General features: G+C 72.2%; 11 protein-coding genes. 9 read left to right on the plus strand and 2 right to left on the minus strand.

The features are described from left to right. The first annotated feature begins 200 nt into the window (after window positions 1–200). Window positions 201–1,502 carry a phospholipase D-like domain-containing protein gene (locus OHA55_RS01650; RefSeq protein WP_266702057.1) on the plus strand — a complete coding sequence of 434 codons (1,302 nt, stop codon included), beginning with the start codon at window positions 201–203 and terminating at the stop codon, window positions 1,500–1,502. Between the two features lie 100 nt (window positions 1,503–1,602). Next, on the plus strand, window positions 1,603–2,022 hold the full coding sequence (locus OHA55_RS01655) for a hypothetical protein (protein WP_266702059.1): 420 nt from the start codon (window positions 1,603–1,605) through the stop codon (window positions 2,020–2,022). Between the two features lie 113 nt (window positions 2,023–2,135). Here OHA55_RS01655 and OHA55_RS01660 read toward each other — a convergent pair whose 3' ends face one another. Further along, entirely contained in the window at window positions 2,136–3,176 is a 1,041-nt protein-coding gene (locus OHA55_RS01660) for a LacI family DNA-binding transcriptional regulator (RefSeq protein ID WP_266702061.1), read from the minus strand. Between the two features lie 33 nt (window positions 3,177–3,209). Then, window positions 3,210–5,705, minus strand: a complete 2,496-nt coding sequence (locus tag OHA55_RS01665) for a glycoside hydrolase family 3 C-terminal domain-containing protein (protein WP_266702063.1) — start codon at window positions 5,703–5,705, stop codon at window positions 3,210–3,212. A 432-nt stretch (window positions 5,706–6,137) separates the two neighbouring features. Here OHA55_RS01665 and OHA55_RS01670 point away from each other — a divergent pair, with 432 nt between their 5' ends. From OHA55_RS01670 to OHA55_RS01700, 7 genes are all read left to right on the plus strand, one after another. Then, window positions 6,138–7,721, plus strand: a complete 1,584-nt coding sequence (locus OHA55_RS01670; RefSeq protein WP_266702065.1) for an ABC transporter substrate-binding protein — start codon at window positions 6,138–6,140, stop codon at window positions 7,719–7,721. Continuing rightward, entirely contained in the window at window positions 7,718–8,671 is a 954-nt protein-coding gene (locus OHA55_RS01675) for an ABC transporter permease (RefSeq protein WP_266702067.1), read from the plus strand. The genes OHA55_RS01670 and OHA55_RS01675 overlap by 4 nt, the downstream gene beginning before the upstream one ends. A 32-nt stretch (window positions 8,672–8,703) precedes the next feature. After that, window positions 8,704–9,549: an ABC transporter permease gene (locus OHA55_RS01680; protein WP_266710383.1), complete on the plus strand. Its 846-nt coding sequence runs from the start codon at window positions 8,704–8,706 to the stop codon at window positions 9,547–9,549. Next, complete coding sequence (locus OHA55_RS01685) at window positions 9,546–10,649, plus strand: ABC transporter ATP-binding protein (protein WP_266702069.1); 1,104 nt, start codon at window positions 9,546–9,548, stop codon at window positions 10,647–10,649. The genes OHA55_RS01680 and OHA55_RS01685 overlap by 4 nt, the downstream gene beginning before the upstream one ends. Window positions 10,650–10,714: 65 nt before the next feature. After that, complete coding sequence (locus tag OHA55_RS01690; RefSeq protein ID WP_266710384.1) at window positions 10,715–11,698, plus strand: ABC transporter ATP-binding protein; 984 nt, start codon at window positions 10,715–10,717, stop codon at window positions 11,696–11,698. A 109-nt stretch (window positions 11,699–11,807) separates the two neighbouring features. After that, window positions 11,808–13,613: a gamma-glutamyltransferase family protein gene (locus tag OHA55_RS01695; RefSeq protein ID WP_266702071.1), complete on the plus strand. Its 1,806-nt coding sequence runs from the start codon at window positions 11,808–11,810 to the stop codon at window positions 13,611–13,613. A 344-nt stretch (window positions 13,614–13,957) separates the two neighbouring features. Then, a complete protein-coding gene (locus OHA55_RS01700) occupies window positions 13,958–15,613 on the plus strand; it encodes an ABC transporter substrate-binding protein (RefSeq protein ID WP_266702073.1) in 1,656 nt (551 codons plus the stop codon). Window positions 15,614–15,623 lie beyond the last annotated feature (10 nt).

The following is a 15,623-nucleotide window of genomic DNA, read 5'->3' on the forward strand; positions in this document are numbered from 1 at the left end:
CATGGCCAACAGCGCGAGAACGTAGCGCCTCATCCAGGTGTCCGATGCGTCAACCACACAAATTTGAGGCCTACTTGAGGCTTGATCAAAACCGTTTCGGTGGGCGTTCGGGTCTGCGAGGATCCTCACGCCGCGCCGCCGTTCGCCGATACGAACGGCTCGTCGACCTGTACGCGGCCACCGACCGGAGGGGGAACCACATGTCGCGCGCACCATGGGTCAGGGGAGGCGGTGCCGCCGCCGCACTGACTCTCGCCCTGCTCACCACCGGCGCGCCGCCGGTGCACGCCGCACCGGCGGAGGCCGTCACGGGGGCCGCCGCGACGGAGCCGTCGCGGGCCGTCTTCAACAACCCTCTGGGCACCACCGCCGAACAGCAGGCGATCCGGACCCAGTTGCTGAGCTACATCGGCAGCAGTCCGACCGGTTCCTCCATCAAGGTCGCGCTCTACCACTTCTGGGACGCGGACGTGGCGCAGGCTCTCGCCGACGCGCACAGCCTGCGGGGGGTGGAGGTGCAGATCATGCTGGACGAGAGCTCCGTCAGCTCACGTCCCAGCGACCAGAGTTACGGAATTCTCAGCGCCGCCCTGGGGAACGACACGTCCGAGGCGTCGTTCGTCTCCACCTGCCCGGCGGGCAAGTCCTGTCTGGGCAGGCCGGAGTTCGGGAAGTCGATCAACCACCAGAAGTTCTGGCTCTTCTCGCAGGTGGACGGGGCCTCGGACGTGGTCGTCCAGACCTCTTCCAACCTCTCGCCGTCCGCGTACAGCGCCTTCTGGAACGACGCGTACGTGCTGACGTACAACACCGGGATCTACCAGGCGTACGCGAAGTACTTCGCCAAGCTGGCGGGCGCGAACTGGTCGGCCTGGACCTACACGAGCGAGACGTTCTCCCCGTACAAGGTCTACTTCTTCCCCTACTACCCGGGGACGGGGAACAGCACGGACACCATCTGGAACACGCTCGACAACATCACCTGCAACTACACCGCGTCGGACGGAACGGCCAAGCACACGAAGATCCGGGTGGGCATGTTCAAGTTCACCCGCCAGGGCGTGGCGGACAAGCTCGTCGCGATGAAGAAGGCGGGTTGCACGGTCGAGCTCGTCTACACGGAGACGGACAGCGCGGACAGTTCGGCCGACGGCGCCACACCCGGCACTTGGGAGACGCTGCACTCGGTCAGCGGCTTCTCCCCGGTCTGCTACAACGACGACCACGACGACAACCCCGCGACCAGCAACCGGATCATCCACTCCAAGTACCTGCTCGTCGACGGCAAGTACGACGGCACGGTCAAGCGTGTGATGTGGACCGGCAGCCACAACTACACGGGCCCGGCCCTGCGCGAGAACGACGAGGCGCTCCTCAAGATCGACATCGCCGCGGTGCACGACGCCTACCTGGCCGAGTTCAACACCGTGAAGGCGGCCGCCAGTCCGGGAACCGCCGACGCGACGCCCGAGTGCAAGGGTGTCGTCAGCCAGCCGGAGTAGCCGGCCGTCCCGCCGGGCCGCCCCGCGGCCCCCGGCCCGGACCGGCTTCCGGGCCGCCCTTCTCCCCAGTCCTTCCACCACTTCGAACGGAAGAGAAACCATGCGTCTCAGCCACTTGCTGCGCACCGGAGCGGTCCTCGCCGTCACGGCCGCCGTCGCCACTCTCTCGACCGGGACGGCGGACGCCGCCGTCATCCTCACCACCTGGAACGCCACCGACACCCCGGCCGACGTCGTCGGGGCCCACGCCTGGGGGACGCTCGCTCCGGGTCCGGCACTGGGAACGTACGTGGTCGACGCCCAGATCAAGGACACCAAGTCCGACAGCCACGGCGCGCGGGTGAACATCAGGTCCGCGTGCGACGGGTCCTGTGTCTCCCTGGTCAGCGTCAGCGCCTCCGGCGTCGACGTGACGAACACCGACGACTTCACCCTGAAGGCTCCCATCACCGTCCAGGAGTGCCTGACCGAGGCGGGCGTGGACTACATCTGCGGGGAACCGTACAAGATCACGCCCTGACGCCCGCCGGCACCGGCGCTACGTCCCGCCCCACACGTGCCGCGCCCGCCGGGGCGCCCACGAGTGCGGGGCGGGACGTCGTCTTTCCGGTCCCGCACCCGGGCCGTTCCCGCTCAGGCCGAGGCGCGCACCACGAGTTCGGGGTCGAAAATCACGGCGGTGGGTTCGGTCCGCGTGCCCTCGATTTCCTCCTGGAGCAGGCTAGCCATGCGGGCCGCCATCTCCTCCATCGGCTGGCGGACCGTGGTGAGGGGCGGTTCGGCGGCCGTCGCGGCGCTGGAGTCGTCGAAGCCGACCACGGCGACGTCCTCGGGGACGCTGCGGCCGAGCTCCCTCAGGGCGTCGCAGACGCCTCGGGCCATCACGTCGTTGGCGGCGAACACCCCGTCGATGGCGGGGTGTTCGCGCAGCAGGCGGCGGAGCGCGGACGCCCCGCTGTCGGCGGTGAACCCGCCTTCGGCGACGGGTGTGTACGGATGGCCGTGGCGTTCCATCGTCTCCCGGAACCCGGCCAGCCGGTCCTGCGCGGCCGGCAGGTCCAGCGGTCCGGTGATGGTGGCGACGCGCCGGCAGCCCCGGGCGAGCAGGTGTTCGGCGGCAAGCCGGGCGCCGTCCCGGTGCGCCAGGTCCACGTAGGTCACGGGGGCCTGAACCCCCGGGCGGGCGAAGAGCACACAGGGCAGCCGCTCTGCCGCCAGCAGGGCGGGCAGCGGATCCTCGGCGTGCGTGGAGAAGATCAGCGCGCCGTCCGCCCGGCCCTGCCGGAGGTACTCCGCCACGTCGCGCCGGGCGGCGTCCGTCTCCGCGAACATCAGCACCGGGTACATCGAACGGGGCCGCAGGAAGCCGACGACCCCGCTGACGACCCGGCCGAAGAAGGGGTCGGCCAGCGCCTGGGAGGCGAAGACGTTCTGCCCGTCCTCGGAGTCGTCCCCCGCGCCGGAGACCACGAGGGCCAGGGTCCGGGCCCGCCGGGTCACCAGGGCCCGGGCGGCGCCGTTGGGGGCGTAGCCGGTCCGCTCGATGGCGTCGCGTACCGCGTCCTGGATGGCGGGGTCCACGTTGCGGATGCCGTTGACCACGCGGGACACGGTGGCGCGGGAGACGCCCGCCTCCCGCGCGACGTCTTCGAGCCTGGGGGCGCGTCTGGTCATGCCGGTACCCTACCGGCGGCCTCCGGGCTCCCGTCAGCGGTAGGGGAAGCGCTCTCCGGCGAAGTCTCCGTCCGCTGTAGGCCGGACGTCCACGACGGTGGTCAGAAGCAGTTGTCCGGCGGAGGGGCCCGCGTGCACCTCGTACGCACCCGGCTCGGTGAGCCAGCGGTGCTCCTGCGGGGACCAGTGGTGCAGGGCGCGGCGCGGTACGCGTACGACGGCGGTGACCGTCCCGCCGGGGCCGGCTTCGACCGCGGCGTATCCGGCCAGCCACCGCACGGGGCGTTCCACCGCGGAGCCGGGCCGGGCCAGGTACACCTGCACGACCTCCCGGCCGGGCCGGCCACCGGTGTTGCGGAGCCGTACGGAGACGGTGAAGGCACTCTCCCCGTCGGCCGTCCCCGTGGCGTGGTGCACGGAGGAACTCTCGTACGCCCAGGTGGTGTAGCCGAGTCCGTGGCCGAACCAATAGGCGGGCGTGCGGTGTTCGCGCAGCCAGGCCCGGTGGCCGATGTGCGGGCCCTCGGCGTACCGCAGCACGCCGTCCACCGGCCGGGTCGCGCTGACGGGGGCGTCGGCGAGGGTGGCGGGCCAGGTGGTCGGCAGCCGGCCGCCCGGTTCGGCGGCGCCCAGCAGCACGTCGGCCAGCCCGGCCCCGGCCTCCTGCCCGGGGAACCAGGCCAGCAGGACGGCGGGAGCCTCCTCGCGCCACGGCATCTCCACCGGTCCGCCGGAGTTGACGACGACGACGGTACGCGGCTGGGCGGCGATCACCGCGCGGACGAGAGCGTCCTGGTCGCCGGGGAGCGCGAGGGTGGTCCGGTCGTGGCCCTCCGATTCGCTGTCCTGCGTGGTGCCCACGAGGACGACGGCCGCGTCCGCGGCGCGGGCGGCGTCCACCGCGCGGGCCAGGGCGGTCGCACGGTCGGGTCTCGGCGGGGCGGCCGTCACCAGGGTGGCACGGCCGGTGTCCTCGGCGAGTTCGCGGCGCGCGACGACCAGCACGGGGTGTCCGGCGGCGAGCGCGATCTCTCCGTACTGGCTCGGCGGGTTGACGTGCACCACGGCCGGGTCGTCCGTCTCGCGCGGGAAGACCCCGTCGACCAGCGGCGTACCGTCGACGGTGAGGCTCATCCGGCCGAACCCTCCGACGCCGAGGGTCCAGATGCCGCCGACGCCGGGGAGCAGCCGGGCGCTGATCTCCACGGTGTGCGCGCCGGGCGGCAGCGGGGGCTCGATCTGCCGGCCCGACTCCCGGTGTCCCGCGTACAGTTCGGCGCCGTCCGCGTCGAGCACCCGCAGCAGCGCACCGGTGCGGCCGTCACGCGGGTCCCGGCAGCCGGGGCCGCCGAGGAAGGGGGGCGCGCCCAGGGCGGGACCGGGTTCGTGCACGACCCGGACGGCGGGGCCGAGGGCGGCGCGGAGGGCGGCGAGCGGTGTCGAGACGTGCCGGGGGTGGACGCCGGCGCTGCCGCCGCCCTGCACCCGGGGGTCCGCCGCCTGTGCGCCGATCACCGCGAGGGAGGTGAGCGTGGCCGGGTCCAGGGGCAGCACGCCCCGGTTGCCGAGGAGCACGCTGCCGGCCGCGACCGCGCGGCGCAGCAGGGCGCCCGGGTCCTCCTGGTCCTTCCCTGGTGCGGGAGGCGGTGCCGTACGCGCCGGGGCGGTCCGGTCGAGCGCCCCGACCCGGTCGGCGAGCCGCAGCAGTCTGACCACCTTGTCGTCGATGGCGGCCAGGGGGACGTGTCCCTCCTCGACCGCCCGGAGGAGGTCTTCGGCCCAGGGGCTCTCGGGGCCGGGCATCACCAGGTCCAGGGCCGCGCGGGCGGCGGGCGCGGTGGAGCGGACCGCGCCCCAGTCGGAGACGAGGACGCCGTCGAATCCCCACTCCTCCTTGAGCGGCCGTGCCAGCAGCGGGCTCTCGGCGAGGGTGATGCCGTTGACCGCGTTGTAGCCGCACATCACCGCCCGGACCCGGGCGGCCCGCACGGCGGCTTCGAAGGGCACGAGGTAGACCTCGCGCAGGGTGCGCTCGTCGAGGTCGACGGAGACGGTGAGGCGCTCCGTCTCGGAGTCGTTGGCGACGTAGTGCTTGGCGGTCGCGGCGACGCCGTGTGCCTGGATGCCCCGGATCAGCGCGGCGCCGGTACGGGCGGTGAGCTCGGGGTCCTCGGAGTAGCACTCGAAGTGGCGTCCGCCCAGCGGGGAGCGGTGCAGGTTGAGGGTGGGCGCCAGCACGACGTCGACACCCTTGGCCTTCGCCTCGCGGGCGAGCAGGGCGCCGAGGCGCTCGGCCAGGTCCTCGTCCCACATAGCGCCGACGGCCGACGCGCACGGCAGCAGCGCGGAGGTGTTCCGCTCGTCCCAGCTCTCCCCGCGCACCCCGGCCGGTCCGTCGGACATCGTCATCGCGCGCAGCCCCACGGCGGGCTCGTCCGCGGTGCGCCAGGTGGTCGCGCCGGTGAGCAGCCGGACCTTCTGGCGCGGGTCCAACTTGTCGAGCAGTCGGGCGATTTCTTCCTGCGTCACCGGGTTCCCCCCCTCGCGAGGCACCCCCGGGAACAGGGAGAGCGCTCTCCGAGAGCATCACCAAAAGGCCGCCCCCTGTCAACGGAGGACGGCGGGGCGCGGGCGGACACGCTCCGGCTCCCGCCGGTCGGCCGATGCGCACCGCCCACCGGTCGGCCCGCCCGGCCCGGTGCGGCCCCACAGCCCAGCAGGACCCCACCGCTTCGGGGCAGAACCGACGAGAAGCCCCGAAGGCCACGTGACGGGCAACGAGCCTCAAGTCACACCCATGAGGGACATTCCCCCGCACGCTCATTGCATCCTGCACCGAAAGTGTCCGGGATGCGGACAACGCTCTTGCTTGTTGACTGTATGCGAAATACGGTCTGCGATATTCCTTGATGACCCCCAGGTGGGAGGTAGGCCCCCGTGCGCCGAAAAGCGGTTGCCTTCGTGGCAGTTGCGCTGGTGTCACTCGTCTCGGGCTGCACATCGCTGCAGTCCTCGGCAACCGAGGTCGGAGGCGTACGGAAAACCGATGAGCGGCCCGTACGCGACGGCGGGACGCTCACCGTCGCGCTCAACTCCGACCCGGACAAACTCGACCCCAGCCTCGCCCAGACCCTCGTGGGCCGCACGGTCTTCGCGGGCATGTGCGAGAAGCTCTACGACATCGACGAGAACGGCACCCTGGTGCCGCAGCTCGCCACGTCGCTCCCCGAGGTGTCGGCGGACGGTCTGACCGTCACCCTGCCCATCCGCGAGGGCGCGAAGTTCAGCGACGGCACCCCGCTCGACGCGGCGGCCGTGGTCACCTCCCTGCTGCGCCACCGCGACCTGCCCGGTTCCGCGCGCGCCACGGAACTCGGGCCGGTCAAGAAGGCAGTGGCCGTCGGAGCGTCCACGGTGCGGATCACGCTCGACCATCCGTACGTCCCGCTCACCGGCGTCCTCGCCGACCGGGCCGGCATGGTGATGTCACCGACCGCGCTGAAGAAGTACGGCAAGGACTTCACCAACCACCCTTCCTGCGTCGGCGCGTTCCGCTTCGTCGAGCGGGTCGGCGGTGACCGGATCGTGCTGGAGAAGGACCCGAACTACTACGACGCGGCCAAGATCCACCTGGACAAGGTCGTCTACAAGCCGATCGCCGACGGCAACGTCCGCCTCGCCAACCTGCGTTCGGGCGACGTCCAGATCGGCGACCAGATGGGCCCGGTGGACGTGCAGAGCGCCCTCACCGAGCCGAAGCTCCAGCTCTTCAACTCTCCCTCGCTGGGCTACCAGGGCATCGGCGTCAACGTGGGCAATGTGCACGGTCTCGGCGAGAAGCCGGGGAAGATCGACACCCCGCTCGCCTCGGACGTGCGCGTGCGCGAGGCCTTCGACCTCGCCATCGACCGTGACCTCCTCAACACCGTGGTCTTCCAGGGCATGTACGAACCGGCCTGCGGCCCCATCTCCCCGCAGTCCGGCATCGCCCCCGGGGTCAAGCCCGAGGACTGCCCCAAGCGCGATGTCGCCAAGGCCAAGAAGCTGCTGAAGGAAGCCGGGGTGAAGCTCCCGGTGAAGATCGAGCTGAAGACCTCCACCACCCCCGAGCAGGGCCGGGTGGGCCAGGTGCTCCAGGCCATGGTCAAGGAGGCGGGCTTCGACCTCTCCCTGCGTCCCACCGAGTACGCGACCATGATCTCCGAGACCGACGAGGGCGACTACGACGTCTTCACCAGCGGCTGGTCCGGACGGCTCGACCCGGACGGAAACGTCTCCAACTTCCTGAGGACCGCGGGCGCCATGAACGCCTACGGCATCGGCGACCCGGACATCGACCGGCTGATCGACGAGGGCCGCTCCATCGCCGACCCGGCCCGGCGCACCGAGATCTACGACGAGATCACCCGGCGCGTCCAGGACGACCACTCCATGATCTACCTCTACCGGCAGAAGAACTACGTCGTCGCCTCCAAGGACGTCGCGGGCATCCGCGTCTACGGCGACGGACTGGTCCGGGTCACGAACGCGGGGTACATCCGTTGACGAAATTCCTGCTGACGCGGCTGCGCCAGTCGCTCATCACGCTGATCCTCGTGAGCATCGTGGTGTTCGCCGGCATCCGGGCCCTGCCCGGAGACCCGGCGCTCGCCCTCGCCGGCGAGGAGCGCAGCCCCGAGGCGCTCGCCGCGATCCGTGAGGCGTACGGCCTCAACGACAACATCGTGGTCCAGTACGGCCGGTTCATCGGGCACGCCCTGACCGGGGACCTCGGTACCTCCTCGCGTACCGGTCTTCCGGTCTCCGAGGCGATCGGCCAGGCCCTCCCCGTCACCCTCGAACTCGCCGCGCTCTCGCTGCTCCTGGCGATCGTCGTCGGCATCGGCGCGGGCGTGATCGCCGCCGTCCGGCGAGGGAAGCCGGAGGAGTGGCTGGCCAACGCCGTCGCCCTGGTGGGCCTTTCGATCCCGACCTTCTGGCTCGGCATCGTGCTGGTGCTCGGATTCGCCATCGCCGTACCGGTGTTCGCCGCCTCCGGCTACGTGCCCTTCGGCACCGATCCGCTCGACAACCTGCGCCGCATGGTGCTGCCCTCGATCGTCCTCGGCTCCGGTCTCGCCGCCGTGGTGATGCGCCAGACCCGGGGCGCGATGCTCGACTCGCTCTCCGCGGACTACGTCCGCACCGCCCGCGCCAAGGGGCTCTCCCGGCGCGCGGTCGTCGGCGGGCACGCGCTGCGCAACTCGCTGGTCACCGTGGTCACCGTGCTCGGCCTCCAGCTGGGCCACCTGATCTCCGGGGCCGTGGTCACCGAGCAGATCTTCGTGCTGCCCGGTTTCGGCAAGCTCACCATCGACGCGGTCTTCACCCGTGACTACGCCACGCTCCAGGCGGTGGTGCTCTGCACCTCGGCCGCGTACATCCTCATCAACCTGCTGGTCGACGTGGTCTATTCGGTCATCGACCCGCGTATCCGGCTCGGAGGTGCCCGGTGACCACCGCACTCGCCACCCCGGCGCAGGCCACCGTGCGCAAGGCGGGCGGCGGCAAGCTGCGCGCCCTGCGCAAGAACCGCCTCGCGCTGACCGGCGGCATCATCGCCGCCGTCTTCGTCCTCACCGCGCTCTTCGCGCCGCTGATCGCCCCGTACGACCCCGCGCAGCCGGACTTCACCAACGTGCTGGACGCGCCGAGCTGGTCGCACTGGCTGGGCACCGACGACCTCGGGCGCGACCAGCTGTCCCGGATCATCCACGGCACCCGGGCGTCCATGCAGGTCGGGCTGCTCGCCGTGGTGCTCGCCTTCGTCATCGGCGTGCCGCTGGGCCTCGCGGCCGGTTACTACGGGCGGCTCGCGGACAGCCTCGTCTCCCGGCTCACCGACACCATGCTGGCCTTCCCGTTCCTGGTGCTGGCCGTCGGCCTCGCCGCGATTCTCGGCCCGTCGCTGACCAACGCCACGATCGCCATCGGCATCTCGCAGATCCCGGCGGTCATCCGCATCACCCGGGCGGAGACGCTGCGGCTGAAGCACGTCGACTACGTCGCGGCGGCCGTGGCGAACGGCGGCGGCGACGGTACGGTCCTCTTCCGGCACATCCTGCCGAACGCGACCTCGGCCCTCATCGTGCAGGCCACGGTCGGCATCCCCGCCGCGATCATCAGCGAGGCGCTGCTCAGCTTCCTCGGCCTCGGTGTGCAGCCGCCCGCGCCCTCGCTCGGCGTGATGCTCTCCGGCGCCCAGTCCTTCCTCGCGCTCGCGCCGTGGCTGGCCGTCTTCCCGGGTCTGGCCATCGTCGCCGCGACGCTGGCGTTCAACCTGCTCGGCGACGGACTGCGTGACGTCCTCGACCCCCGCGGAGGCACCCGATGACCGAGACCCTCAGCCCTGCCGCGCAGGACACCGGCCCCGGCGCCGGACCCGTGCTGAGCGTCCGCGACCTCACCGTCGCCTTTCCCTCGGAGCACCGTACGGTGCACGCCGTCGACGGGGTCTCCTTCAACCTCGCGCGGGGTGAAGTCCTCGCGCTGGTCGGGGAGTCGGGCTGCGGGAAGTCCGTGACGTCGATGGCGACCATGGGCCTGCTGCCGCCCACCGCCCGGATCGGCGGCTCCATCCGGCTGCACGGCCGCGAGCTGGTCGGCGCCTCCGAGAAGGAACTCCAGAAGATCCGGGGCAAGGACCTCGCGATGATCTTCCAGGAGCCGATGACCTCGCTGAACCCGGTCCTCACCATCGGCCGGCAGATCGGCGAGGTGCTCCGCAGGCACCAGGGGCTCGGCCGCAAGGAGGCCAAGGCGCGCGCGGTCGAACTGCTGGCCCTGGTAGGCATTCCCGCCCCGCACCGCAGGGTCGACGAATACCCGCACCAGCTCTCCGGCGGCATGCGCCAGCGCGTGATGATCGCCATCGCCGTCGCCTGCGACCCGTCGGTGCTGATCGCCGACGAGCCGACGACCGCGCTCGACGTCACCGTGCAGGCGGGCATCCTGGAGGTGCTCCAGTCGTTGCGCGAGCGCCTCGGCACCGCCATCGTGCTGGTCACCCACGACCTGGGCGTGGTCGCCGACGCCGCCGACCGCGTCCTGGTGATGTACGCCGGCCGCCCGGCCGAACAGGCCCCCGTGCACGAGCTGTTCGCCGGGGCCCGGCACCCGTACACCCGGGGTCTGCTGGGTGCGGTGCTCCGGCCCGGCGGTGAGGGCAAGCGCAGGCTGCCCGAGATCCCCGGCCTGGTGCCGAACCTCGACACCCGGCCCGACGCCTGCACCTTCGCACCCCGGTGCGCCCGCGCGGACGACACCTGCACCGGCAAGCGGCCCGGCTTCGTCTCCGTCGCCCCCTCCGCCGGACCGTCCGACAGTACGGACACCCTCCACCGGGCGGCCTGCTGGCACCCCTTCGCCGCGGACGAGACCTCCGCCCCCGTGCCGGCCGGCACCGCGCGCCCCGACCAGGAGACCGGAAAGTGACCACTCCGCAGACCGTCCCCGCACCCCGCGAGAGCGGCGGGGCCACCGCCGAACCGCAGCCGCCGGTGCTCGAACTCACCTCTCTGGAACGCCACTTCGGCGCCTCCAACGGGGGCACCGTGCGCGCCGTGGACGGGGTCTCGATCACCATCGCGCACGGCGAGGTCGTCGGCCTCGTCGGCGAGTCCGGCAGCGGCAAGTCGACCGTCGGCCGCTGCGCGGTACGTCTCGACGAACCGACCGGCGGCACGGTCGAGATCAACGGCACCGACGTGACCCACATGTCCCGCCGCGCCCTGCGCCCGCTGCGCAAGGACTTCCACCTGGTGTTCCAGGACCCGTCGTCCTCACTGGACCCGCGCATGACGATCGGTCAGATCATCGGCGAGCCGCTGCGGTTGCACGGCGTCGCGCGCGGCGAGGCGGTACGCGCCCGGGTCGAGGAGCTCCTCGCCCAGGTGGGGCTGCGCCCGGAACACGCCGACCGGCACCCGCACGAGCTGTCCGGCGGTCAGCGCCAGCGCATCTCGATCGCCCGCGCGCTCTCCTGCGACCCCGACCTGGTGGTGGCGGACGAGCCGACCTCGGCGCTCGACGTGTCGGTGCAGGCCTCGGTGCTCAACCTGCTGGCCGACCTCCAGCGCGACCGCGGCTTCGGCTGCCTCTTCATCACCCACGACCTGGCGGCCGTGGAGTACCTCGCGGACCGCATCGCCGTGATGTACCTGGGGAGGATCGTCGAGCAGGCCCCGACGGCCGAGCTGTTCGCCTCGCCGAAGCACCCGTACACCCAGGCACTGCTGTCGGCCGCGCCCGTACCGGACCCGGTCGACCAGCGTTCGCGCAAGCGGATCGTGCTCGACGGCGAACTGCCCAGCCCGCTCGACCCGCCGTCGGGCTGCCACTTCCACACCCGGTGCCCGCTGGCCACCGACCGGTGCCGCACCGAGGTGCCCGCCCTGCGCGAGCTTCCCGGCGGCCGGCAGGTCTCCTGCCACCTGGTCGCGGACGACGGGACCTCCCCGGACGCGGCCGCGCCCGCCTCCTGAGGCCCGCCGCGACATGGTGAACGGCCCCTGAGGGCCGTCCCGTATCCTCCGCGCACCATCACTCGAACACCGCACTCGCGTACGCACGTCGCAGCAAGGAGCCGCATCCATGTTCACCACCCGCCCGACCCTCCAGGGCACCTTCGGCATGGCGTCCTCCACCCACTGGCTCGCCTCGCAGTCCGCCATGGCGGTCCTGGAGAACGGCGGCAACGCCTTCGACGGCGCCGTCGCGGCGGGCTTCGTCCTGCACGTCGTCGAGCCCCACCTCAACGGCCCGGCCGGCGAGGTGCCGATCATCCTGGCGCCGAAGGACGGCGAGGTGCGGGTGCTGTGCGGCCAGGGGCCCGCCCCCGCCGGTGCGAGCGCCGCCCACTACCGTTCCCTCGGCCTGGAGCTGGTCCCCGGCACCGGCCCGCTGGCCGCCGCGGTCCCCGGCGCGTTCGACGCCTGGATGGTGCTGCTGCGCGACCACGGCACCCGGACCCTCGCCGAGGTGCTGCGGTACGCGATCGGTTACGCGGAGGACGGCCACGCGCCGGTCGAGCGCCTCGGCCAGACCGTCGAGACGGTCCGGGAGCTCTTCGAGAACGAGTGGAAGTCCTCCGCCGAGGTCTACCTCCCCGGCGGCACGTCCCCGAAGCCGGGGAAGCTGTTCCGCAACCCGGCGCTCGCCGCCACCTGGCGCCGGCTCATAGCCGAGGCCGAGAAGGCGGGCGGCGAGGACCGTGTCGCGCAGATCGAGGCCGCCCGGACCGTCTGGCGCGAGGGCTTCGTCGCGGAGGCGATGGTCCGGCAGGCCGCCACCCCCACCATGGACACCACCGGGACCCGGCACACCGGCACGCTGACCGCCGCCGACGTGGCCGGCTGGTCCGCGTCGTACGAGGCCCCGGCCACGTACGAGTGGAACGGCTGGACCCTCGCCAAGGCGGCCGGCTGGAGCCAGGGCCCTGCCTTCCTCCAGCAGCTGGCCCTGCTGCCCGAGGAGCTGCCCGCGTACGGCTCCGCCGAGTACGTGCACCTGCTCATCGAGGGCTGCAAGCTCGCGATGGCCGACCGGGAGGCCTGGTACGGGGACGCCGCCGAGGTGCCGCTCGACACCCTGCTCTCCCCCGAGTACAACGCCGAGCGCCGCGCCCTGATCACCGACCGGGCCTCGCGCGAGCTGCGTCCGGGCAGCCCCGACGGGCGCACCCCGGTCCTCAGCGCGCACGCCCACGCGGTCGCCGCCGGTGAGCCGGGCTTCGACGCCATGGGCCTGGCCGCCGCCGGTGTCGGGGAGCCGACCGTCGCCAAGGACGGCACCACCCGCGGCGACACCTGCCACGTCGACGTCGTCGACCGGTGGGGCAACATGATCTCGGCGACCCCGAGCGGTGGCTGGCTCCAGTCCAACCCCGTCATCCCCGAACTGGGCTTCCCGCTCGGGACACGGCTGCAGATGGCGTGGCTCGACGAGGGCCTGCCGAACACCCTCACCCCGGGCTGCCGCCCCCGCACCACCCTCACCCCGTCCCTCGCCCTGCGCGACGGCGTCCCGGTGCTGGCCTTCGGTACCCCCGGCGGCGACCAGCAGGACCAGTGGCAGGTCCACTTCTTCCTGGCCGCGGTGCTGCGCGACCGGGTACGCGGCGGGCTCGACCTGCAGGGCGCGGTCGACGCCCACAACTGGCACAACGACAGCTTCCCGGGCTCGTTCTACCCGCGCGGGATGCGCCCCGGCAGTGTCACCGTCGAGGAGGGCATGGACCCGGAGGTCGTGGCGGAGCTGCGCCGCCGGGGCCACGAGGTCACGGTCGGGGACGCCTGGTCGGAGGGCCGGCTCTGCGCGGTCGCCCGCGACCCCGAGACGGGCGTGCTGTCCGCCGCCGCCAACCCGCGCGGCATGCAGGGGTACGCGGTAGGCCGCTGAACCGGCGGACGCGAAGACAGCACCTGACGGCCCGTCCGGGAACTTCCCGGGCGGGCCGTCGGCGTACGAAAGGCCGTGGGCGCGCCCCGCCGGCCCGGTCTCCGCCGCCGGCCCGGTCTCCGCCGCCGGCCCGGTCTCCGCCGGCGGCCCGGTCTCCGCCGGCGGCCCAGCGCCTGCGGCCTCGCCGTCGGCGCCTACATTCGGCCGTTTCTCCCCGTATGTCATGCCTTCATGTCCATCTTCCGGACATCCATAAGCGATTCATTGACGCCCTCCAAGCAATTCGTATACTGACGAGGCCCATATGGGCATCATCAGTGGACGAATGAGATGGGTGGTTCCCGATGAACTCGGAGCCCGGTGGCGCCCTCAGCCGACGGAGGATGCTGCGGATCGCCGGAGCCGGTATGGGCCTGCTGGCTGCCTCGGGCGTACTGGCCGCCTGTGCGCCGCAGCCGGCCGGCTCCGACGACGGCGGGGCCACGAGCGGTTCGGCTCCGAAGGCGCAGGGCGCCGACGCGTCGATCGACCAGCTCACCCTGGCGCTGCCCGCGTCGCTGTCGAGTCTCGACGTGGGCCGCGAATCGGGTGTGCTCAACTACCTCGTCGCCGTGCTCGCCCAGGAATCCCTGCTCTCCGTCAGCCCCTCGGGCGAACTCGGCCCCGGTCTCGCTTCGTCCTGGAAGCAGCCCGACCCCACCACGTACGTCTACACGCTGCGCCGGGGCGTCGTCTTCTCCGACGGGACCCCGCTCACCGCGGACGACGTCGTGGCCTCCGTCGAGGCGATCCGCGACCCGAAGAACGGCTCCGCTCTCGCGTACGCCTACGCGGGCGTCTCCTCGGTCAAGGCCACCGGTGACCTGGAGGTGACGATCCGCCTCAAGGCGCCCGACGCCATGTTCGCCTGGACCACCACGGCGGGCGGACTCCTCGTCAGCAGCCGGGCGTTCCTCGCCCGCCACCGGGGCGAGGTCGGCACGGCACGGACGCTGCTGCTGGGCACCGGTCCCTACCGGATCACCGGGTTCGCCGCCGACGACCACGTGACCCTGGAGCGCAACGACTCCTGGTGGGGCGAGAGGCCAGCCGTGCGCTCGCTGAAGCTCTCGTTCGTCCCGGACGCCGGAACGCGCCTCGTCGCGATGAAGTCGAAGGCCGTCGACGGGGCCCTCAACCTCGCCTCGGACGAGGCCCGCGGCTGGGAGTCGGCGGCGCGGGTCACCTACACCGGTGACCGGTCGGTCGTCTCGCTCGCCTTCGACACCTCGCGTGCTCCGTTCGACGACCCGCACGTGCGCCGGGCGTTCGCCCACGCCGCCGACCGTGAGGGCATGGTCAAGGGCGTCCTGCACGGGAAGGCCGAGGTCGCCGACGCGTTGCCGTCCCCGGACATGTGGGGCGACCTCAAGTCCGCAGCCGAGGTCCGTTCCGGCTACGACACGATCCCGCCCCTCACGTTCGACCTGGACGCGGCCCGCGCCGAGCTGGCCGCGTCCGCCTCCGCCGGCGGTTTCACGGCTGAACTCCACTACCCGGGAAGCGGTCCGCAGCTCGGCAAGGCAGCCCTGGCGCTCGCCGCGTCGCTGAAGAAGATCGGCGTCACGCTGAACGTCAAGGAGATCACCCTGGAGAGTTGGGTGTCGGAGCTCGGCTCCGGCAAGCAGCCGCTCCAGTTCCTGTGGTACTTCCCCGTCACCGGCGATCCGGCCGAACTGGCCGACCCGTACCTCAACGCGGCCTCGACCGCGACGGACATCGCGCACTACGACGACGCCGGGGTCAACTCCGCGCTGAACAAGGCCAAGGCGTCGACCGATCCGGCGGAACGCGGCGATCTGCTGATGAAGGCGGTACAGGCGGCGGGATCCGACCTGCCCTACCTCCCGCTCTGGTGGGCCCAGACCGCCACGGCGCTCTCGGAGGACCTCGTGCTGCTCGAACAGGGGCCGTACGCCTTCATCGGCCCCTGGGCGACCCGTATCCGCAAGGCCGCGTAGCGGCCCGTCC

The organism is Streptomyces sp. NBC_00102 (assembly GCF_026343115.1).
Classification (GTDB): Bacteria; Actinomycetota; Actinomycetes; order Streptomycetales; family Streptomycetaceae; genus Streptomyces.

Excerpts from the sequence above, each read along its gene's own strand:
- OHA55_RS01650 (WP_266702057.1), top strand. The coding sequence starts at position 201 with ATGTCGCGCGCACCATGGGTCAGGGGAGGCGGTGCCGCCGCCGCACTG.
- OHA55_RS01655 (WP_266702059.1), top strand. The coding sequence starts at position 1,603 with ATGCGTCTCAGCCACTTGCTGCGCACCGGAGCGGTCCTCGCCGTCACG.
- OHA55_RS01660 (WP_266702061.1), bottom strand. The coding sequence starts at position 3,176 with ATGACCAGACGCGCCCCCAGGCTCGAAGACGTCGCGCGGGAGGCGGGC.
- OHA55_RS01685 (WP_266702069.1), top strand. The coding sequence starts at position 9,546 with ATGACCGAGACCCTCAGCCCTGCCGCGCAGGACACCGGCCCCGGCGCC.
- OHA55_RS01695 (WP_266702071.1), top strand. The coding sequence starts at position 11,808 with ATGTTCACCACCCGCCCGACCCTCCAGGGCACCTTCGGCATGGCGTCC.
- OHA55_RS01700 (WP_266702073.1), top strand. The coding sequence starts at position 13,958 with ATGAACTCGGAGCCCGGTGGCGCCCTCAGCCGACGGAGGATGCTGCGG.